A 21,464-nucleotide genomic window follows, 5' to 3' on the forward strand; every position below is an offset into this window, starting at 1 on the left:
GCTTTTATTTATAAAACCTGAATGAACTTAGATTCCACGCAGCAAATCATTAACACTGGTTTTAGCACGGGTTTTGGCATCTACCTTTTTGACAATCACTGCACAATACAGGCTATGGCTGCCATCTTTCGCCGGAAGACTGCCTGAAACAACAACAGAACCCGCTGGTACCCGTCCATAACTGATTTCACCGCTTTCACGGTCATAAATTTTAGTAGACTGACCAATAAATACACCCATCGAAATTACACTGCCCTCTTCGACAATTACCCCTTCAACAATTTCAGAACGGGCGCCGATAAAACAGTTATCTTCAATAATTGTTGGTGCTGCCTGTAAAGGTTCCAGCACACCACCTATGCCTACCCCGCCACTCAGGTGAACATGTTTACCAATCTGAGCACAGGAACCTACCGTTGCCCAAGTATCAACCATCGTACCTTCATCCACAAATGCACCAATATTAACAAATGAAGGCATCAGTACTACATTTTTACCAATATGACTGCCGGCACGTACTACTGCACCCGGAACTGCACGGAAGCCTGCCTGCTGAAAATCTGCGCCAGTCCAGTTGGCAAATTTAGTAGGTACTTTATCAAAATAGCGATTGACTGCATCATCTGCCAGTACATTGTCACTAATCCGGAAAGACAGCAATACTGCTTTTTTGGCCCATTCATTTACCAGCCACTGATTACCCTGTTTTTCAGCCACACGCAGATGTCCGCTGTCCAGTTGCTGTAAAGTTTCAGCTACAGCTTCCTTTACTTCGGCAGTTACAGAAGCCGGAGTAATTTCCGCGCGGTTTTCAAAAGCAGTTTCAATTACTTGTTGTAAAGACATACAATATTCCTATAATCAATAATTCAGTTCCGGATTATCTCTGGGTAAGGGTATAACACCATTATCTGCCAGTATCTGTGATTTGAAAGAGTCTGGCTGTGCCAGTGAACGTGGATTAAACTCATGCAGACAAGCTGCAAATTCAGCATAAGGAATTTTACGGGCACCAAAGCTGGCTAAGTAGTCAGTGTAAACCTGACAATCTATCAGCGGTACGCCCTGTTGCTGCAAATAATGCACGGCATGCACAAAAGCTATTTTGGAAGCATCCGAAGCATGAGCAAACATGGATTCACCATAGAATATCTGCCCAATCAGCACGCCGTATAAGCCTCCAGCCAGAATAGTATTGCCATCTGTATCCCGATACCAGCATTCAAATGAACAAGCATACTGCTGCTGATGTAACGAATAGTAAGCCTGCTGCATTTCTGCGCTCAGCCATGTACCGTTCTGCCCGGGGCGCGGCGTTTGGGCGCAGTTGGCAATCACCTGCCGGAAAACATAGTTCATGGTCACGGCATAAGGCTTATTGCGCAGATTTTTTGCCAGAGAACGACTGATTTTCAACTCTGCCGGAAATAGTACCATCCGCTGCGCAAAAGACCACCACATAATAGGCTCATCAGGTGAATACCAAGGGAAAATACCCTGCCGGTATGCAGCCAGTATTCGGGCAGGAGATAAATCGCCGCCAACAGCCACCAATCCGTCACGTTGTTGCTGTGCAGTTTCAATATCCGGAAAATCCAGATTATTCCTGCTCAGAACCGGAACACGTAAGCGGTATTCAGGCTGATTCATATTTGAATATCCTGCCCTTTATTTCAGTTTCAGAGATATTTATTGTCAAACTGCTGGCACTCAGTGCATACACCATACATATATAAGGCATGGTCAACAATACGGTAGCCGTTATCATCAGCAATCTTCTTTTGCAGCTTTTCAATTTCTTCACTGCAAAATTCAGTTACCTTTCCGCATTTAATGCATACAAGATGATCATGATGACCGCCGCGATTTAATTCATATACAGCTTTACCGGTTTCAAAATGATGGCGTAACAGAATATTGGCCTGTTCAAACTGAGTAAGCACACGATAAATGGTGGCCACACCAATTTCCACGCCTTCATCAAGCAGGCGCCGGTATACATCTTCTGCACTCATATGCAGTTCAGGCTGGGCTTCAAATAGCTCCAGAATCTTCAGTCTGGGGCCAGTAACCTTTAAACCGTTATCTTTTAATTGAGCTACATTGCTATTCATGATGCTTATTTCACCACTAAGTAATAATACTCGCTATAATACGCACTTTTAAGGCAATTGCCCACTGGGTGTCATACAATGTCGCCATCGCCATTGCTAACTGTTTCGTCCCGGATCAGAGGTATCAGTATGAAAAAAATATACTGCCTGCTGGCAGTGGCCGTTCTAGGCCTGAGCGCATGCTCCACAGCAAAACTGACACAAATTCCGTCGTACAAACTGAAAATTATTCAGGGTAACGAGCTGGACCAGAATGTTGTGAACTCTTTACAGCCCGGTATGAGCCGTGAACAAGTACAAATGCTGCTTGGCACTCCTTTACTCCGTGATCCGTTTCATGCCAACCGCTGGGATTATCTGTTTGTTATAACCCGTGCCAATGAAATTCAGGAAGAGAAGAAGCTGACTCTTTACTTTGATGCCAACGGAAAACTGATACATGCCGAAGGTGATGCTTTAACTGCTCAGCCTGTACCTGTAACGGAGTAAAACATGTCTACATCACGTTTAAGAATTGCTGTAGCCGGTGCCAACGGGCGTATGGGCAGAGCCCTTATTCAAAGCATCAGTCAGCGCCAGGATTGTGTTCTGAGCGGTGCCCTGGAACACGATGCTTCCCCGGCTATCGGTCTTGATGCTGGGTTTGCCATCGGTCTGGAGCTGGGCGTTAGTATTTGTCACGACCCGGAAAAAGTACTGGACAATACCGATGTACTGATTGATTTCAGCAAACCGGAATCCACACTGAATAATCTGGCTATCTGTGAACGGCTTGGTGTCAATGATGTTATCGGCACGACCGGTTTCGATGAAACAGGTAAACAACGCATTGCCTCAGCCGCTGAAAAAATTGGCATTGTATTTGCCCCTAATTTCAGTGTAGGTGTCAACCTGACCTTTGCTCTGCTTAATACCGCTGCCCGGGTATTAAATGAAGGCTACGATATTGAAATTATCGAAGCTCATCATCGCCATAAAGTTGATGCTCCTTCTGGTACTGCTCTGCGCATGGGAGAAGTAATTGCCGATGCACTAGGCCGTGATTTAAAAACCTGTGCCGTTTACGGGCGCGAAGGACATACCGGAGCGCGTGACCCGCAGACAATCGGCTTTTCAACTATCCGCGCTGGTGACATTGTCGGCGAACATACGGCATTGTTTGCTACTGATGGTGAACGTGTAGAAATCAGCCATAAAGCCTCCAGCCGTGCTACTTTCGCTAATGGTGCTGTCCGGGCGGCAGTGTGGCTGCGTCAGCATCCGCACGGTCTGTTTGATATGCAGGATGTACTTGGTCTGAAATAAAGCTATCTGACTAACACAGTAAACAGGGTTAGCTATTTATCTGGCTAACCCTGTTTATTTTAGACATTTTAGAGCTAAAAACGGTATAAAACTAATTATATTTTTAATAACATAACAACCATAAAAAAGCCATTGTCAGAAACAATGGCTTAAAAAATTTTGCAATACATACTTCATTATTTATGCAGCCATAGCCATACATTTATCCGCGCAGGCATTACAAGCTTCAGCGCAGCGCTGACAGTGATCCATTTTAAAACGACCACATTCCTGAGCACAGGCACGGCACACTTCAGCACACAGCTGACACACCTGTACGATAAAAGCACTGTTCATACACATAAAATTAACAGCAAGTGTGCACATCGCCGCACATTGCATATCCAGATGAATACACTTAGCCATCATTTTGACATCATCTTCCTGCAGACAGGCAGTAGAACAATATTGGCATAAAGCAATACAGCGGTTACAGGCTTCTATACATTCTTTAAATTTCTGGGCATCCATGGTTGATATCCTATTCAGCAATATTTTGATTTAACAAGAGAAATCAAAATCAGTCTATAAAACCATAGCGCATATTGCAATCCATTTACAGGTAAATAAAATTATGATTTAGATAGATTAATTTAAGTTTTATCCGAATCTGTATTTCATATGCCAAATAACAGGTGAAAATTGTTTATTCACGTAAGTAAGCAAAATATAATAGAAAAATAATTTCAGAATATAAATTTTTATTTTCTGATTAGCCATTCATAAAACAAATTGATTATTTTCAAAGTAAAATATTAAAACCGTTTCAATGATTAACTTTATGTTTGATCATAAAATCCAGTAATCCAGATTCGTCCCCTCTTTACATTATCAATAAATATCTATATTAATCAGTAATATATTGAAATAAGACAATATAACTCCATATTAATAATCTATTATTTTGAAGGAGTTTATTATGGCCAGCGGCTGGGCATCAGATGATGCGGTAAATCAGCAGATTGAAAGCACAATAGAAGATGCCATCAATCATGTTCGCCAGCAAATAGATACCGCAGATGAAAGCGCAGAATTTTGTGAAGAATGTGGCGAAGCAATTCCTATCGGGCGTCGTCAGGCTATTCAGGGCGTTCGTTTTTGTGTTCACTGTCAGGCCGAACGGGATAAGGAAATGCAGAAAACATTCAGTTTATATAACCGGCGTGGCAGCAAAGACAGTCAGTTACGCTAAAATCAGTATAAATAACACAATGAAAATACATTTGCCAATTTTGTACATTTGATTGAACAAAATAAATAGCACTGGATATTAAAAGTAAGAATAAAGCAGTTTGTCTGTTTTAATCCTCTTACAGAGTTTTTTGCCGGTGAAGGTCTGATTCTGTATTAATACCGCCATATAAATTGAGTCAGACAATAACATCGCATTTCAATGCCGGAATTATCAGTACCAATCAGATTTTTCTGCAGTACCATTCTACTTTACCAATGATTTCAAAATTTTCCTCAGGATTATTCAGATCAATAGTAAATGCTTCGTATTCTTTATTAGCAGAAGTAACCAGTAATTGATTATTCGGTTTCAGCTGCGTACGTTTAACCTGTATATTATTTCCTATACGCAATACATACAGACCATCACCACCTTCTTTTTTATCATGATTAATCAGTACATGATCTCCGTGATTAAGTATTCCGGCCATACTGTCATCTTTAATAATAAAGGTACTCAGTTTTTGCGGATCTACATTCAGGATATTTTTCAGCCAGATACGATTAAATGCAAATGTGCATAAAACATTACTCTCACTTGCATTGATTTCATATGAATTCTGCAAAGAATACTCTGGAATAAATGCATAATCTCCGGCATATATTTCATTTAAGCGGCCGGCATAATCACAACTGCTTTCACTGAGGTGAGCACCGGTATTCACAGATAAAGGATTGGACAGCTTTGCATAGTAATCTTTTTGATTATTTTCTCTGTCCTTTTCAAATTTAGGTCCTTCGCCTTTTGCCAACCATAATAGACTTACCTGTGCAGCATCAGCTATTTTAATTAAATTAATGGTACCAGGTTCCGCGCCATCTTTAACCCATTTAGATGCAGTCGGATAAGCAACCCCTACTCTTCTTGCTAATTCAGAAACACTTTTCAGAATATCTACTACTTCCTGCATTCTAGAGGCAAAGCCGACGTTAAAATTTTCCATATGGGAATTACCTTCAAATAAAAATATGTAAGGTCAAATTTAAAATATATTTGCAAACAATAATTTACAATTTTAAAATTATAAAAAAGCAACATTTTGGTACATTCTTTAAATTAAAACTTGCAAAATATAACTTTTACTATATAATTTAGTATGTAAATATATTGGGAGCATTAACTAATTACTTTAATATAATTAAAGTTAACGTTAAATTTTTAACGTTAATGCTATACTATTTACTTGCAGTATTGCATTTAATATTAAATAACGCACATTGGCTAAATATTCACTTTGCTTGCTTGGCACTGAATGAATAATACCATTTTGTCATGCGCAAGGAAATGCCAGAAAATGGGTGACTTCGTGTCTTTGTACTTTTTTTGTATAAAAAAATTGACCAAATAAAATAAAATATCACATTTTCTGAAACAATTGTTTAACCTAAAGCAATATTTTTCAAGTCATTATATGTGAATTTTTTGTTAAACATATAGTATTTTACTATTATTTCAAAATAAATACTCTTAAAATAAACCTCCATAAAAGCCCTTTAAAACTTAATTTTTGATTAATTTTTAAATAAGTTTCAATTAGTAAATTTATATTTATATTTCTAGTTATATATTTCCAACACTAAAATTTTCTTTAATATACAAATAAAACTTTCAATTTTTTTTTGGAAGATTAATTTGTAAACAAAAACAGCAAATTCATTTATTTTTCATTGATTTTGATTATACTATTAAATTTTTTTATTATAACTAAAAAGTATATATAAAGTTAACACTTCACTTTTTATATTAATTTTTTAATGTGTAACTATAAATCAAGCTACAACCAACAAATGCATAGATAAACTATAGAAAAATTAAACGATTAATTTATTTTCAGCATAAATTTGAAGATTCAGATAAGCAGAAATTTATTTATTCAGCGTTCTGTTTAATCAACACGTTTTGTATTTAATAATGATTAAATTAGATACGAAAAGACAGGCGAAGCTTTCAAATAGCAGAGAATTAAGTTAGGTGACAGATATATTATTGGCTTTGCCGTATGTAATGATAATACTGATGCAATTCATCTGTAGCAGAATAGGATCTAAGACAATTTATCTTCAACGTCATAGACAGTCTGAGTATAGTTTATTACCACAGCTATTTTGTTAATAGTAACTTTGCTTATTTAAAGTCACTGACAGAATATTTCTGAGACTAAATTGCCTAGGCAACTATTTATTTTTCAGTGACTATTCGTTTACATTTATTTTGCAGTATCAGGACTGGCGATGCCAGGTACCGGACTGGCCACCCTCTTTGTGTTGCAGACAGATATTGCTGATAATCATACTGCGATCTACTGCCTTGAGCATATCATAAATAGTAAGCAACCCAACACTGGCAGCAGTTAATGCTTCCATTTCAACTCCGGTCTGCCCCGTATTTTCTGTTTGTACACAAATAGTAATACTGCGTTTTTCATCATCAAGACTGAAATCAACATTAACCCGGGTAAGTGCTATCGGATGGCATAAAGGTATTAAATTACTGGTTTGTTTGGATGCCTGTATTGCCGCAATCCGTGCAATACCGAGCACATCCCCTTTTTTACTGTCACCATTGCGTATTTTATTAAACGCAGTTTCATTGACACTGATAATACCGGTTGCAATGGCAATGCGCTTACTGTGCGGTTTGGCTCCCACATCTACCATATGAGCTTCGCCACGGTTATTGAAATGAGTTAACTCGTCTGAATTCATCTTGCTTCACTGACAGGCTAAAGGGTCTATATTACAATAATTGTCTTTGTAATGCTGGATGAGCTCTGAAAATGGATACATTGTCTTTATTAAAAATTGGTCTGGTTTCTATCAGTGACCGGGCTTCTACTGGCGTCTACACGGATCAGGGTTTGCCTGAACTGAAAAAATGGTTACAGCGTGCGGTATTGAATCCTCTGGAATTTGTTGAGCACCTGATTCCGGATGAACAGCCACTTATTGAAAGTATTCTGACTCAGCTTGCCGATGAAGATGCCTGCCCTCTGATTCTGACTACCGGCGGCACCGGACCCTATTTACGCGATGTAACTCCGGAAGCAACGCTGGCAGTTGCCGACCGGGTAATTCCGGGCTTTGGTGAATTAATGCGGCAAATTAGTCTGCATTTCACTCCTACTGCTATTTTATCGCGTCAGGTAGGGGTACTGCGTGGCAATAGTCTTATTCTGAATTTACCCGGTAAACCATCTGCAATTGCAGAAACACTGGGGGGCGTGAAAGATGAACAGGGAAAAACCCTGATACCGGGTATTTTTGCATCAATACCTATTGCAGTAGATGCCGTTGGCGGCCCGCTTATCCGTACAGATTCCGATTTTTGTCCGGTAGTATTACCCAAGCGCTGATTGAATAATGCCTGATGTTCACAGAACAATTAATTTGGCAATGAATTTGATTGGCGGAAAAGGGGAAGGTGTAATTCTTTATTCAATAAATAACATTCTGTAATCTTTAGCAGATAGGGTAATATCCAGATTTATCTAGAATTTCTTAAAATTTTTATTTATTGAGCTTTATAAAAAAACAGTCTGGTAAATGACCAGACTGTTTTTTCACTGTTAAATATTTTTATCCACTTCATCCAGGGTAGCTTTGGCATCACCAAAACACATTCTGACATTTTCTTCATAAAACAGTGGATTATCTACACCTGCATAACCGGATTGCATTGAACGTTTAAATACAATCACGTTTTTAGCTTCCCAGACATGCAATACCGGCATACCGGCAATTGGACTATTCGGATCGGTTACTGCTGCCGGATTGACTGTATCATTGGCACCAATCACCAGTACCACATCAGTATCGCTGAGATCATCATTGATTTCGTCCATTTCCAGTACAATATCATAAGGTACTTTTGCTTCAGCCAGTAATACATTCATATGTCCGGGCAGGCGTCCGGCTACCGGATGAATCCCGAAGCGGACATTAATACCTTGCTGGCGCAGTTTGGCGGTAATACTGGCCACTGCATTTTGTGCATGAGCCACCGCCATACCGTATCCCGGCGTAATAATGACGCTATGTGCATTTTTCAGTGTATCTGCTACCTGCTCCGGTTTGATTTCCTGAACTTCGCCGGCTGGTACATTGTCACTGTTTGCGGCTACCGGCGCTGAACCGAAACCACCGCCAATTACAGAAAGAAATTTGCGATTCATTGCCTGACACATGATATATGACAAAATCGCACCGGACGAACCGACTAATGCACCGGTAACAATCAGTAAATCGTTATCAAGCATAAAACCGGCAGCGGCGGCAGCCCAGCCTGAATAAGAATTCAGCATGGAAATGACTACCGGCATATCAGCTCCGCCAATCGAAGCAACCAGATGATAACCGAATACCAGTGCAATCAGAGTCATGACAATCAGGGCAAAACCGGAACCGCCAACACCTACGAACCACAGCATCAGTAAAAATGACAATACCAGTGCGCCCAGATTGAGCAGGTGCCGGTGTGGCAGTTGCAGGGGGCTGCTGGCAATCTTACCATTCAGTTTTCCCCATGCTACTAATGAACCACTAAAGGTTACTGCACCAATAAATACCCCCAGAAATACTTCAACCAGATGGATGGTGAACATATCTGAGTCTACATCATGAGGGTCGATGTAGCTGTTGAAACCCACCAGTACGGCAGCTAATCCGACAAAGCTGTGCAGCATAGCAATCAGCTCCGGCATCTGGGTCATTTCCACTTTCTTAGCCTGTTGCAGACCCACTGCACCACCAATAACCATGGCAATAATCACCCAGCCCAGACCGTGCGCATTTTCACTGAAAACCGTAGCAATCAGCGCAATAGCCATACCTGCTATGCCCATATAACAGCCACGTCTGGCACTTTCCTGCTGTGAGAGTCCGGCCAGACTCAGAATAAACAATACCGCAGCAACGATGTATGCAGCAGTTACGATACCTTGAGACATACCGTTTCCCCCTTATTTACGAAACATATTGAGCATACGGCGGGTAACAGCAAAGCCACCGAAGATATTAACGCTGACTATCGCTACTGCAATAAAGGCCAGCAGCGATACGAAACCATGTCCCTGCCCGATTTGCAGCAATGCACCTACTACAATAATGCCCGATATGGCATTAGTTACTGACATTAACGGGGTATGCAGGGCGTGGTTCACGTTCCATACCACAAAGTAACCCACTACACAGGCAAGTACAAATACCATGAAGTGATTCAGAAAAGCCACCGGAGCAACCGCACCTATCCACAACATCAGTATGACTGCAATTGCTGCCCAGATGATTTTTTTGTTTGCTGATGCCGGCTGTGCTGTCGCAACAGGAGCCGGAGCTGCAACTTTCGATTCTGCTTTTGGCGCGGCGGATACCTGAATCGGTGGTGGCGGATACATGCTGTTGCCTTCATGAGTAACAGTCATGTTACGGATAATCACATCTTCGAAATTTAATGCCAGTTCACCATCCTTATTCGGTGTAAGCAGGCGTGCCAGATTAACCAGATTTGTGCCATAAAGCTGTGAAGACTGGCCGGCCAGACGGTTAGCCATATCGGTATAACCAATTATTTTCACCCCATTGGCTGTAGTAATAATTTTACCGGGTTCGGTATATTCGCAGTTACCACCGGTAGCAGCAGCCAGATCCACGATTACCGAACCTTCACGCATACTGTCTACCATCTCCCGGGTAATCAGTTTGGGAGCAGGTTTTCCCGGAATTGCAGCAGTTGTAATGATAATGTCAACTTGTCTGGCCTGTTCGGCAAACAGTTTCATTTCTGCTTCAATATAAGCAGCACTCATGGTTTTAGCATAGCCGTCGCCACTACTGCTTTCTTCTTCCTGATAGTCCAGTTGCAGAAAGTTACCACCCATGGATTCAATCTGGTCAGCAACTTCAGGGCGGGTATCGAATGCATTAACCACGGCACCAAGCTGACGGGCTGTACCAATAGCGGCCAGACCAGCCACCCCTGCACCTATCACCAGCACTTCTGCCGGAGGAACTTTACCGGCAGCAGTAATCTGGCCGGTAAAGAAACGGCCAAAGTTTTCAGCAGCTTCAATTACCGCCCGATAGCCACTGATATTAGCCATTGACGACAATGCATCCATCGCCTGTGCACGTGAAATCCGCGGTACCATGTCCATTGCCAGCACAGTAATTTTTTTCGCCTGTAACTGCTGTACCAGCTCTGACTGCTGCGCCGGCATGATGAAGCTGACCAGTATCGTACCGGACTGCATGGCGGCAATTTCTTCTTTATTCGGTGCATTTACCTTAAATATTAGCGGACACTGCCAGACAGTGCCTGCATCGGCCACTGTTGCGCCTGCTTCATGATACAAACCGTCAGATAAGCTGGCTGCCTTACCGGCATCATGCTCAATAACAACTTCATGCCCCAATTTAATTAGCTGGGTAACGGTTTTCGGCGTAGCCGCTACTCTGGTTTCACCGGCAAGAGATTCGCGTGGAATACCTATCTTCATTCTTATTCCTTTCCGAGGAAGGTGCCGTAAAATAGTTTTAACTGTAAATACTTGTCTGCTCTGATATATTTGGTCTGAGTTAATCAGCATAGACTGCCTGCCTAACCCATAACTATCAGAAGATAATATTTTCTGTTGTTTACAACCACTATATTATCGAAAACACAGCAATAAAACCTTTATTCAGGTCATTATTTGTGTCTGATTTAAAAAATTTAACAATTACATTTACATATAATATGTCTTTATCAATAATGTCTATTATCAGGATAGGCTATTATCTGTTTTCAACAAAAAAGCCAGCCATTAGTAATAACGGCTGGCTGTAATGTGACAGGAACAAAATTTAATTCATGCTGTTCAGCGGCCGGATAACTTCATCAATCTGACGGTTCAGACTTTCCAGCCCGTTGCCGGATAAATACCATAAGTCAGCACTAAGATTAACGATTTGCGTACCTGCATTCTGCATAACTTTATTATCAAAATAATCGCTGCGCATCGGTGTATTGCCTATTGCTTTACTGCGGTCAACAACGTAAATAATATCCGGATGATATTGAGCAATAAACTGATTATCAACCATTATACGTGCCGGCCGGCCATTTTCAGCTTTATCCGGTACAGGCAGATCATTGGCATTTACAGCCCGTTTTACATGTAATTCATCGAAAATCAGCGCAGCATAGCTACCCTGATTCATCAGCATCACATTTCCGTCATTATGTAATACCACGATGGCTTTTTTACCGGATTGCTGCGCGAGCTGACGGGCTGCATCCATTTTTAAATCCAGTGCATTCAACTGCTCCTGCGCCAGTACTTCTTTGCCGGCAATTTTCCCCAGCAATCTGATCTGATTCTTGACCGCAGAATAATAATTTTCACCGGCATTAACTGAGTAATTGAGTGTAGGTGCAATGGCACTTAAATCTTTATAGAAATTATTCTGCCTTCCGCTCATGATAATCAGATCCGGACTGGCAGCTTTAATACCGGCAATATCCGGCTCCTTCATTTTGCCTGAATCCTGTACCTGTGCATTATGATATTGTTGCAGATAAGCCGGAATATTACTTACCGGCGCAGCAATAACGCGGTTGCCGGCACCCAGTGCATCCAGTGTATCTAAAGCACCGAAATCCATCACAACAATTTTTTGCGGTTGTACCGGTATCTTAATTTCTTCGCCAGCCTGAGTAAGGTTAATTGACGGTGCAGTGCTTTGACAGGCACTTAACCCCATCATCAGAGCCGATGCCACAGCCAGCGTTATTATTTTTTTCATAACTGAATTACCCCTTGAATTTTAAATTATTAAATAATGATAATTATTATCATTATTTAATATAAATGTCCAGCTTTGCAATACAATCCGGCTTAATATAAATTTAATAAGCAGATGTTATAACTTGCCGGACAGCATGAATTTACTGTGCGCCCAGTTTCAGACCAATAATACCGGCAATAATCAGTGTCAGGCTAATCAGACGCATGGCACCAGCCGGTTCTTTAAAAGCAATGATACCGACAATGGTTGCCCCCACAGCGCCAATACCAGTCCAGACTGCATAAGCTGTACCTACCGGCAATGAACGCATGGACTGTGCCAGCAGAAGAAAGCTGCCAACCAGAGCAGCTAATGTAATGATACTCGGGGTGAATTTAGTAAAATTCTGTGAATACTTAAGACCAATTGCCCAGACTATTTCAAGTATGCCGGCCAGCAATAATGACACCCAGGCCATAATGATTCCTGTTAAGGCTGATGCAGGCCGTCCTGCGTGAGAATCTACCGGCCGGGTCGTCCCGAACGGATGCATAAATAAGCATATGAATAATGGCATCATAATAGGCAGTCTGAATCAGCGTCAAGCAATCAAAACTCCATTGGAACAAAAACAGATGGCTATAAACTATCTGTCAGGATATTGATACTGATCACAGTTCAGTCTGCCACAGTTATAATCAATATAATGCTGCGAACTTATTTCTTCTTCTGAATGAATTCAATTTTATAGCCATCAGGATCTTCCACAAATGCGATGACAGTAGTGCCGTGCTGCATAGGTCCGGCCTCACGGGTTACACGACAGCCCTTGGCGCGCACAGCATCACAGGCAGCATAAGCATCATCTACCTCAATAGCAATATGTCCGTATCCTGTACCTAGATCATAAGTATGCGTATCCCAGTTATAGGTTAATTCCAGTACGGTACTGTCAGATTCTTCACCATAGCCGACAAAAGCCAGAGTAAAACGTCCGCCGGGAAAATCTTCCCGCCGCAGCAGTTTCATACCGAGCACATCCTGATAAAACGCCAGTGATTTATCCAGATCACCTACTCGCAGCATAGTATGCAACATTCTCATGTTATGTTCCTTATATCTTATTCTGTTTTTGTTTTTGCCAGATTACCCAGCAGCATGGCATCGCCATAACTGAAAAAGCGGTATCCGGCACCAATGGCATGCTGGTAAATGGCACGAATTTCATCATAACCGCTAAATGCGCTTACCAGCATGAGTAAAGTTGATTTAGGCAGGTGAAAATTGGTAATCATGCGGTCAATTACCTTAAACTCATAGCCCGGCGTAATAAAAATATTGGTATCGCCCTGGCCTGCCTGTAATTTTCCACTGCGTGCCGCAGACTCCAGTGCGCGAACTGCTGTTGTGCCTACCGCCCAGATTTTATTTCCTCGCGCCTGTGCCGCTTCAATCTCTGCCACAACTTCCTCACTCACGTCATACCATTCACTATGCATATGATGTTCAGCAATATTTTCTACCCGCACCGGCTGAAAGGTGCCTGCACCCACATGTAAAGTTACTTCGGTCAGGTGTACGCCTTTATTTCGCAATTGTTGCAAAATAGTATCGGTAAAGTGCAAACCGGCAGTAGGGGCAGCTACTGCTCCTTCATATTTAGCATAAATCGTCTGATAGCGCTCATCATCGTCATGATCAGCCGAACGGGTAATGTATGGTGGTAATGGCAAATGGCCGTGAGCTTCCAGTAGCTCCCATACAGTTTTGTCGCCGGAAAAATGCAGTACAAATAACTCACCTTGTCGCGCCTGCATCTGTGCATGCAATCCGCCTTCGAAAATCAGCTCTGTACCCGGTTTGGGCGATTTAGATGAACGCACATGCGCCAGAGCAGTATGGTTATCCAGCACTCGTTCAATCAATGCTTCAATCTGACCGCCACTGGCTTTACGGCCAAAAAGGCGGGCTTTCATTACACGGGTATTGTTAAATACCAAAACATCACCGGCTGCCACATAATCTGCCAGCCGGATAAATTCACTGTCTGTCGGAGGCTGCCCGGGCAAAGCCACCAGCAGACGGCTACTGCCACGCACAGCCGGAGGGTGCTGAGCAATCAGTTCCGGTGGCAAATCAAAATCAAAATCATTAATATGCATGTATATGTGCCCAAAAAAGGCAAAAGACGTATTATAAGCCGGCTTGCACAGACTGCGAAGCAGTAGCATATTACCCTTATCAGCCACAGTTTAAATATCCGGCTTATCAGTTTATTAAGCACGCAAAATAAGGCTGCCAGACTGTTATAGGGAAAACAGTTGTAGTTTATATAGTGAAATTTTTACGAAAATACTGGACATTTGCGCGCATTTTCGGCAAAAATGGCGCAATTTTGCGATAAACAATCAATATATGAGTGCCTCAATTCTGGTTTTAAACGGCCCCAATCTGAATCTTTTAGGGTTACGGGAGCCGCATATATATGGTCATACCACACTGGCAGACATTAATCAGAAACTGCTTGTACAGGCACAGGCAGCCGGCCTAACGCTGGAAACACTGCAAAGCAATGCCGAACATGTTCTGACAGAACGCATTCAGGCTGCATTAACTGATGATACCCGGTTTATTATTATTAATCCGGGTGCATTTACTCATACCAGCGTAGCCATTCGTGATGCTTTTGCAGCTGCCGGCAAACCATTTATTGAGATACACATTTCAAATGTACATGCACGCGAAGCTTTCCGGCGCCATTCCTATCTGTCCGATATTGCCATGGGGGTAATCTGTGGTCTGGGCGTATATGGTTACGAGGCAGCATTACACCGCGCAATTGAATACATTCAAGAGACAGATCGCCAACACTAATACCTATTGCGATCAGGTCCAATCACACAAGGGTTCATAATATGGATTTACGTAAACTTAAAAAACTCATTGATTTGGTAGAAGAGTCAGGCATTGCTGAAATCGAAGTGACCGAAGGTGAGGAAAAGGTACGCATTACCCGCACTACTGCTGCTCAGCCAGTATATTCTGCACCAGTACAGCAACAGCCGGCTGTTATGGCTGCACCAGCAGCAGTTCCGGCAGAAGCTGCTCCGGCAGCAGCCGTACCGGCAGCCGGTCCTGATCTGAGCAAAGCGATGAAGTCACCGATGGTCGGAACTTTTTACCGGGCAGCAAGTCCGACTTCTGCACCGTTTGTTGAAGTGGGGCAAACCGTTAATGCCGGCGATACTCTGTGTATCATCGAAGCCATGAAACTGATGAATGAAATTGAAGCTGATCACAGTGGCGTGGTCAAAGAAATTCTCGTATCCAACGGGCAGCCTGTGGAGTTTGGTGAACCGCTGTTTATTATTGAGTAATCTTAATATCAGTCATAACTCCCCTTTTTTACAAGGTACTGCCTCATGTTAAAAAAAGTTCTTATTGCCAATCGTGGCGAAATTGCGCTGCGCATTCTGCGCGCCTGCCATGAAATGGGTATTGCAACCGTAGCTGTGCATTCAGAAGCCGACAGTGATGCTCTGCACGTTAAGCTGGCTGATGAATCTGTTTGTATTGGTCCGGCCAGTTCCGCCCAAAGTTACCTGAATATCCCTGCTCTGATTTCCGCTGCTGAAGTTACCGATGCTGATGCGATTCACCCCGGTTATGGATTTCTGGCAGAAAATGATGGTTTTGCAGAACAGGTGGAGCAGTCCGGTTTCGTTTTTATCGGTCCGCGTCCGGAAACCATACGTCAGATGGGTGACAAAGTTTCTGCGAAAAAGGCTATGCAGGCAGCCGGTGTCCCCTGCGTACCCGGTTCAGATGGTGCATTACCGGAAGATCCGCAGGAAATTGAAAAAATCGGTGCTGCGGTAGGCTATCCGGTCATTATTAAAGCATCAGGCGGCGGCGGCGGTCGCGGTATGCGCGTAGTTGAAAAGGCTGAGGATTTACTGGCCGCAGTAGAAATGACCCGTACTGAAGCCGGTGCTGCTTTTGGTAATCCTGCCGTATATATGGAGCGCTATCTGCAGAAACCGCGCCATATTGAAATTCAGGTACTGTGTGATGAACATGGCAATGCCATTTATCTGGGTGAACGTGACTGCTCTATGCAGCGCCGCCATCAGAAAGTCATTGAAGAAGCACCGGCACCATTTATCACTGCGGAAGAACGCGAACGTATTGGTACCGCGTGTGTAGCCGCATGTCAGCGCATCGGCTACCGTGGTGCAGGTACATTTGAATTTCTGTATGAAGATGGTGAGTTCTTCTTCATTGAAATGAATACCCGTGTGCAGGTTGAGCATGCTATTACTGAGCTGATTACCGGTGTGGATATTGTGCAGGAGCAAATCCGTGTAGCTTCCGGTCTGCCCTTATCCTACACTCAGGCAGATATCCGTTTACAAGGACATGCTTTTGAATGCCGGATTAATGCCGAAGACCCGTATACTTTTGTTCCCAGCCCCGGCCTGATTACCAGCTGCCACCAGCCCGGTGGTAACGGAGTACGCATTGACAGCCATATTTATCAGGGCTATACCGTGCCTCCTTATTACGATAGCATGATTGGTAAGGTGTGTACCCACGGGCGTGATCGTAATGAAGCTATTGCCAAAATGCGTGTTGCCCTGCAGGAGCTGGCCATCACCGGTATTAAAACCAATACCAATCTGCACCGTGATATTTTTGCTGATCCGGGTTTCATTCATGGTGGTGAAAGTATTCATTATCTTGAACAATGGTTACAAAAACACAAAGAATCACAAAAATAATTTACAATAAGCATACATTGCGCTTTTGTTTGCAGGCAGCCGCGGTGGCTGCCTGAAGTTTTATAAAACATCCAGTTACGGTAAAAAAGCCATGCACTACCAACAAGTTGTTATTACAGTTACACAAGATCAGGTGGATAAGCTCTCCGATGCACTGATTGAAAACGGCGCATTAAGTACAGCCATTGAAGATGCCAATGCCGGCAATGATAATGAACAGCCGATTTTCGGCGAACCTGATATGCCCACTGAACAGGTGTGGCAGCAAAGTAACATTGTGGCACTGTTTGATGAAAATACTGATATTGATTCCGTTGTCTCTGCAGCGGCAAAGGAATGTGCGATTGCCAAACCACAGTACTATCTTGAAACCATTCCTGAGCAGGACTGGGTACGCCTGACCCAGTCTCAGTTTGACCCGATTCAGATTTCTTCGCGCTTATGGATTACGCCATCATGGCATAACCAGCCAACTCAACCGGGGGTCATCAATCTGCAACTGGATCCGGGGCTGGCTTTCGGTACCGGGAGTCACCCCACTACCCGGCTGTGCCTGCAATGGCTGGATAAGCATGTGCGCAGTGGTGAAACTCTGCTGGATTATGGCTGTGGTTCAGGTATTCTGACGATTGCCGCACTGAAACTGGGTGTCGGTCGTGCCTGTGGTGTAGACATTGATCCGCAGGCAATCCGTGCCAGTCAGGATAATGCTGCACAAAATCAGGTCAGTGCTGAATTTTATCTTCCGGATAATTTGCCAGCCGGTCAGAAATTTGACATCGTTGTTGCAAATATTCTGGCTAATCCGTTACGCATGCTGGCTCAAATGCTGGCAGAACGTACCCGTACCGGTGGTGAAATTGTCCTGTCAGGTATTCTGGCAGAACAGACAGAAGAGCTCAGTGGAATATATCGTCAGTGGTTTGATTTGAACTCACCTAAAACACTGGACGGGTGGGTATGTATTAGTGGCCGTAAAAGAGCATAATTGCCCGGTTTTGCTATTTATCTGAAAATACCGGCATGACATGCTAATGCGATAACACGGCTATCCGCTTCTGACAGTACTTAATTGCCTCCTTTTTAACTATTTGGTTTGCTGAAAAATCATGTCTAAAACAATTACTGTTATTTGTCCTAAATGCCATGCAGAAAATATCGTAGCAACACCGCCACGTGACGGAGGACGTGTTGTGTGTGAACAATGCCGGCACAGATTTACAGTTGTATCCAAAATCCGTACGAATAAAAATGTCACCCCGCCGGCCGGAAGCAAAAATAATACGGCAGCTTCCGGACAACAGGTTCCCAGTGCCAGTGAAGTAATGGATTTACTGCAAAATGCTCTGAATTTAAATCAGACCAACAGCAGAAATGCCCAGAGTCAGATATTTACCAGTGCACCAACACCAAAAAATACTGCGGTTATTGATAAAAGACCGAATCTGAATACTTTATTAAATCAAGTAGCCAATAAAGTTGAAATCCGCGTGCCAACGGTAATCGAACCGGAACCGGAACATTCCTCTGCGCCACAGCCGCAGCTGGCCAGCAGTGAATTACTGCGCAACCCGCCACCTGTAGCAGAGCCGGTAAAAGAAGCTCCGCCAATAGTCAATACACCAGTCCATGTGCCTGAAGAAAACACCACCAGCATCTCCATGAACAGTAATGTGAATAACCTGAATAATCTTGTTTTTACCTTACTGCCTAATGACAATCCAAATCAGGCAGATGTACCATTACTGCTTAATGATGCAATCGAAAAAACCGATGCCATCCATGCCAAAACCGAATTTTTACATCATCAGCAGGATAAACTGTCCAAAGAATTTAACTGGACTCTGGCAACCATTGTTGCGTTAACTGTACTGATGATGCAGTTATTTTATTTAATGGCAGTAAAATGAACATTCATGCAGGTAATCAAGAAATTTTTAAAAGTAACCAGTTTGTTCACGATTTTCGTCAGGCTTCACCCTATATCCACCATCTGAATGGTAAAACGCTTGTTTTAGCAATCAGTAGCCATGTTCTGGTAAGCGACAAACTCGCAGCACTGGCCGCCGATATACTTTTATTAACCAGCCTCGGTATGAGGCTGGTTCTTATTCACGGGTGCAGCCAGTATATTCAGGCCATAGCCGGCAGTGATACTGCAATCAGCATAGATGAAAATCCGGTTACTGATAATGCTGCTCTGGAGTTAGTCAAACAGGCCAGCGGAATTGCACGCTTTAATCTGGAAGCAGCACTATCTATGATACCTACACAGGTTATGGAGCACAGCACTCCGAACCTGCGTATTGCTGCCGGCAATTTCCTGCGCGCCAAGCCTCTGGGCGTAATTAACGGAACAGATATGGGCTACAGCGGCTGTGTTCGCAAAGTAGATTCGGCCGCTATCGAAGAGCGTCTGGCTCACAATCAGCTGGTATTAATCAGCCCGATCGGTCATTCGCTTAGCGGTCTGTCATATCGTTTGCAGGTAAATGAAGTTGCACAAGCTGTGGCAGAAGCCATCAGCGCAGAAAAACTCATCTTTCTGGGCACACAGCAGGGTTTACTGGATGAACAGCAACAAACCATCAGTGAACTGAACTGTGTTGAAATTGCCAGTCTGCTGGCACAAAACACCGGAAGCAGACGCCAGACAGAGCTGTTACAGACAGCAGCACATGTACTTGAACACGGCGTTCAACGGGTGCATGTACTGTCCGGTCTGCAGGATGGCAGCCTGTTACAGGAATTATTTACCCGTGAAGGCAGCGGCACAGCCATGGCTAAAGCGCCCTTTATGCGTATCCGGCCGGCTGCTAATAAAGATATCGGTGATATTCTGCAACTGATTGCGCCACTGGAAGCAGCCGGTATTTTATTACCGCGCGACAGTGAATACATGGAAAACCATATTCATGAATTTTCTGTGCTGGAGCAGGATTGTTATGTTTATGGCTGTGTTGCTTTACATGTTTATCCTGAAGCAAATGCCGGTGAGCTGGCCTGTCTGATTGTTTCACCGAATGCCCGCGCCCGCGGCTACGGAGAATTGCTGCTGACTCATGTTATTAAACAGGCACAGCAATTACAGCTAAAAGAACTGTTTGCTCTGAGCACACATACCGGCGACTGGTTTGTCGAACGCGGATTTATCAGTGCTCACCTGGAACAGTTACCATTAGAGCGGCAGCAACAGTACACCAGTAACAAACGCCAGTCGAAAATATTTTGCCGCCAGCTTTAAACCAACTCCTGCAAAATATTCTACAATCTGTATTTTTCCCTGAATGACACAAAGGAAAACACATGAGCCATATGGTGCATTGCGTTAAACTGGGCAAAGAAGCGCCCGGATTGAAATTTCCGCCATTTCCCAATGAACTGGGTAAACGCATATACAATAACGTATCACAGGAAGCATGGGATGGCTGGTTACGTTATCAAACCATGATTATTAATGAAAACCGCCTTAGTCTGGCCGACCCCCGCGCCCGTCAGTACATTACTCAGCAAATGGAAAATTATTTCTTCGGCGAGGGTGCCGATCAAATCAGTGGTTATACACCGCCTCAGGTATAAAAACTAATGGCTGTTCGATTTCACAGAGACGAACAGCCTTTTATTTTCCCGACATTTTTGCACTGTTTTATGGTTATCCAGCTTATTAAAAGTGATTTGTTTCGTTATAGCGGCCGTACAGACTGGTCTAGTTTTATTCGTCATTATCTGTTTAACCGGGGGTTCCGCTTTACTTTCTGGCTCAGACTGGCCTCCGTACCGGGAATATGGCGCAAAATTGCCTACCCCATGTATGCATGGCAAAAACGCCGCAGCGGTATCATTATCAGCCCGCGCACAGCAGTAGGTTATGGTTTGTACATTGGTCATGGCGGCCCGCTGATTATCAATAGCAGTGCCCGACTGGGTAATAATGTCAATCTTTCTCCCTACACAGTAATTGGCGCTAACAACGGCCCCGCAGCCTGTATCGGTAATAACGTCTACATCGGACCCAATTGTAATCTGATTGAAAATGTACAGATTGGTGACAATGCCACTATTGGCGCCGGCAGTGTTGTGACTAAAAATATTCCGGCAAATGCCACTGCTGCCGGCAATTACGCTAAAGTACTGAATTACCAGAATCCGGGACAATATATCCACAACCGCTGGCCGCCAGAAAATACAAATGAAGCTTGACCTGTCAGCAAAACAGTGCCAATGTTAG

General features: G+C 43.3%; 24 protein-coding genes. 12 read left to right on the plus strand and 12 right to left on the minus strand.

The genetic code is table 11. From position 1 onward, the window contains the following. Positions 1-27: 27 nt before the first annotated feature. The 3 genes from dapD to fur are packed head-to-tail and all read right to left on the minus strand — an operon-like array spanning position 28 to position 2,114. Positions 28-846, minus strand: a complete 819-nt coding sequence (gene dapD / locus GYY70_RS08375) for a 2,3,4,5-tetrahydropyridine-2,6-dicarboxylate N-succinyltransferase (RefSeq protein ID WP_084547880.1) — start codon at positions 844-846, stop codon at positions 28-30. A gap of 15 nt (positions 847-861) precedes the next feature. Continuing rightward, entirely contained in the window at positions 862-1,650 is a 789-nt protein-coding gene (aat, locus tag GYY70_RS08380; RefSeq protein WP_174832043.1) for a leucyl/phenylalanyl-tRNA--protein transferase, read from the minus strand. Between the two features lie 29 nt (positions 1,651-1,679). Then, on the minus strand, positions 1,680-2,114 hold the full coding sequence (fur, locus tag GYY70_RS08385) for a ferric iron uptake transcriptional regulator (protein ID WP_025331168.1): 435 nt from the start codon (positions 2,112-2,114) through the stop codon (positions 1,680-1,682). 129 nt (positions 2,115-2,243) lie between these two features. Here fur and GYY70_RS08390 point away from each other — a divergent pair, with 129 nt between their 5' ends. Beyond that, on the plus strand, positions 2,244-2,603 hold the full coding sequence (locus GYY70_RS08390) for an outer membrane protein assembly factor BamE (protein ID WP_025331169.1): 360 nt from the start codon (positions 2,244-2,246) through the stop codon (positions 2,601-2,603). 3 nt (positions 2,604-2,606) lie between these two features. After that, on the plus strand, positions 2,607-3,419 hold the full coding sequence (dapB, locus tag GYY70_RS08395) for a 4-hydroxy-tetrahydrodipicolinate reductase (protein WP_025331170.1): 813 nt from the start codon (positions 2,607-2,609) through the stop codon (positions 3,417-3,419). 180 nt (positions 3,420-3,599) lie between these two features. On the opposite strand, the gene GYY70_RS08400 is transcribed toward dapB, so the two are convergent. Beyond that, positions 3,600-3,929 (minus strand): four-helix bundle copper-binding protein, encoded by a 330-nt coding sequence (locus tag GYY70_RS08400; RefSeq protein ID WP_025331171.1) that lies wholly within the window; start codon positions 3,927-3,929, stop codon positions 3,600-3,602. Between the two features lie 448 nt (positions 3,930-4,377). Here GYY70_RS08400 and GYY70_RS08405 point away from each other — a divergent pair, with 448 nt between their 5' ends. Then, positions 4,378-4,650 (plus strand): DksA/TraR family C4-type zinc finger protein, encoded by a 273-nt coding sequence (locus GYY70_RS08405; protein WP_037475833.1) that lies wholly within the window; start codon positions 4,378-4,380, stop codon positions 4,648-4,650. A gap of 223 nt (positions 4,651-4,873) precedes the next feature. On the opposite strand, the gene GYY70_RS08410 is transcribed toward GYY70_RS08405, so the two are convergent. Continuing rightward, positions 4,874-5,635: a helix-turn-helix transcriptional regulator gene (locus GYY70_RS08410; protein ID WP_174832044.1), complete on the minus strand. Its 762-nt coding sequence runs from the start codon at positions 5,633-5,635 to the stop codon at positions 4,874-4,876. A 1,276-nt stretch (positions 5,636-6,911) separates the two neighbouring features. Further along, the gene (gene moaC / locus GYY70_RS08415; RefSeq protein WP_025331174.1) at positions 6,912-7,397 is read right to left on the minus strand and encodes a cyclic pyranopterin monophosphate synthase MoaC; all 486 of its coding nucleotides are present in this window, start codon (positions 7,395-7,397) and stop codon (positions 6,912-6,914) included. 71 nt (positions 7,398-7,468) lie between these two features. Between moaC and mog the strand changes: the two genes are divergently transcribed. Further along, positions 7,469-8,044 carry a molybdopterin adenylyltransferase gene (gene mog, locus GYY70_RS08420; protein WP_025331175.1) on the plus strand — a complete coding sequence of 192 codons (576 nt, stop codon included), beginning with the start codon at positions 7,469-7,471 and terminating at the stop codon, positions 8,042-8,044. A gap of 213 nt (positions 8,045-8,257) precedes the next feature. On the opposite strand, the gene pntB is transcribed toward mog, so the two are convergent. From pntB to queA, 6 genes are all read right to left on the minus strand, one after another. After that, positions 8,258-9,637 (minus strand): Re/Si-specific NAD(P)(+) transhydrogenase subunit beta, encoded by a 1,380-nt coding sequence (gene pntB / locus GYY70_RS08425; protein ID WP_100115488.1) that lies wholly within the window; start codon positions 9,635-9,637, stop codon positions 8,258-8,260. Positions 9,638-9,649: 12 nt separating this feature from the next. Next, positions 9,650-11,185 (minus strand): Re/Si-specific NAD(P)(+) transhydrogenase subunit alpha, encoded by a 1,536-nt coding sequence (locus tag GYY70_RS08430; RefSeq protein ID WP_174832045.1) that lies wholly within the window; start codon positions 11,183-11,185, stop codon positions 9,650-9,652. Between the two features lie 346 nt (positions 11,186-11,531). Continuing rightward, positions 11,532-12,473, minus strand: a complete 942-nt coding sequence (locus GYY70_RS08435) for a siderophore ABC transporter substrate-binding protein (protein ID WP_174832046.1) — start codon at positions 12,471-12,473, stop codon at positions 11,532-11,534. Between the two features lie 142 nt (positions 12,474-12,615). Beyond that, a complete protein-coding gene (gene sugE, locus GYY70_RS08440; protein ID WP_174832047.1) occupies positions 12,616-12,933 on the minus strand; it encodes a quaternary ammonium compound efflux SMR transporter SugE in 318 nt (105 codons plus the stop codon). A 239-nt stretch (positions 12,934-13,172) separates the two neighbouring features. After that, positions 13,173-13,559 carry a lactoylglutathione lyase gene (gene gloA, locus GYY70_RS08445; protein ID WP_078475657.1) on the minus strand — a complete coding sequence of 129 codons (387 nt, stop codon included), beginning with the start codon at positions 13,557-13,559 and terminating at the stop codon, positions 13,173-13,175. Positions 13,560-13,576: 17 nt separating this feature from the next. Then, complete coding sequence (queA, locus tag GYY70_RS08450; RefSeq protein WP_174830519.1) at positions 13,577-14,617, minus strand: tRNA preQ1(34) S-adenosylmethionine ribosyltransferase-isomerase QueA; 1,041 nt, start codon at positions 14,615-14,617, stop codon at positions 13,577-13,579. A gap of 253 nt (positions 14,618-14,870) precedes the next feature. On the opposite strand from queA, the gene aroQ reads away from it, so the two are divergent. From aroQ to GYY70_RS08490, 8 genes are all read left to right on the plus strand, one after another. Beyond that, positions 14,871-15,329: a type II 3-dehydroquinate dehydratase gene (gene aroQ / locus GYY70_RS08455; RefSeq protein WP_025331182.1), complete on the plus strand. Its 459-nt coding sequence runs from the start codon at positions 14,871-14,873 to the stop codon at positions 15,327-15,329. A gap of 41 nt (positions 15,330-15,370) precedes the next feature. Continuing rightward, entirely contained in the window at positions 15,371-15,832 is a 462-nt protein-coding gene (accB, locus tag GYY70_RS08460) for an acetyl-CoA carboxylase biotin carboxyl carrier protein (RefSeq protein WP_025331183.1), read from the plus strand. A 45-nt stretch (positions 15,833-15,877) separates the two neighbouring features. After that, positions 15,878-17,236: an acetyl-CoA carboxylase biotin carboxylase subunit gene (gene accC / locus GYY70_RS08465; RefSeq protein ID WP_110414436.1), complete on the plus strand. Its 1,359-nt coding sequence runs from the start codon at positions 15,878-15,880 to the stop codon at positions 17,234-17,236. A 91-nt stretch (positions 17,237-17,327) separates the two neighbouring features. Then, the gene (gene prmA, locus GYY70_RS08470; protein WP_174832048.1) at positions 17,328-18,224 is read left to right on the plus strand and encodes a 50S ribosomal protein L11 methyltransferase; all 897 of its coding nucleotides are present in this window, start codon (positions 17,328-17,330) and stop codon (positions 18,222-18,224) included. Between the two features lie 121 nt (positions 18,225-18,345). Then, positions 18,346-19,146, plus strand: coding sequence for a hypothetical protein (locus tag GYY70_RS08475; protein WP_084547888.1), 801 nt, complete (start codon positions 18,346-18,348; stop codon positions 19,144-19,146). Continuing rightward, on the plus strand, positions 19,143-20,480 hold the full coding sequence (gene argA, locus GYY70_RS08480; protein WP_174832049.1) for an amino-acid N-acetyltransferase: 1,338 nt from the start codon (positions 19,143-19,145) through the stop codon (positions 20,478-20,480). Before GYY70_RS08475 ends, argA begins: the two co-directional genes overlap by 4 nt. Before the next feature lie 62 nt (positions 20,481-20,542). Next, a complete protein-coding gene (locus GYY70_RS08485) occupies positions 20,543-20,815 on the plus strand; it encodes an oxidative damage protection protein (RefSeq protein WP_174832050.1) in 273 nt (90 codons plus the stop codon). Between the two features lie 6 nt (positions 20,816-20,821). After that, positions 20,822-21,436: a serine acetyltransferase gene (locus tag GYY70_RS08490; protein ID WP_202984462.1), complete on the plus strand. Its 615-nt coding sequence runs from the start codon at positions 20,822-20,824 to the stop codon at positions 21,434-21,436. Positions 21,437-21,464 lie beyond the last annotated feature (28 nt).

The organism is Snodgrassella sp. ESL0324 (assembly GCF_013344955.1).
GTDB classification, from domain to species: Bacteria; Pseudomonadota; Gammaproteobacteria; order Burkholderiales; family Neisseriaceae; genus Snodgrassella; species Snodgrassella alvi.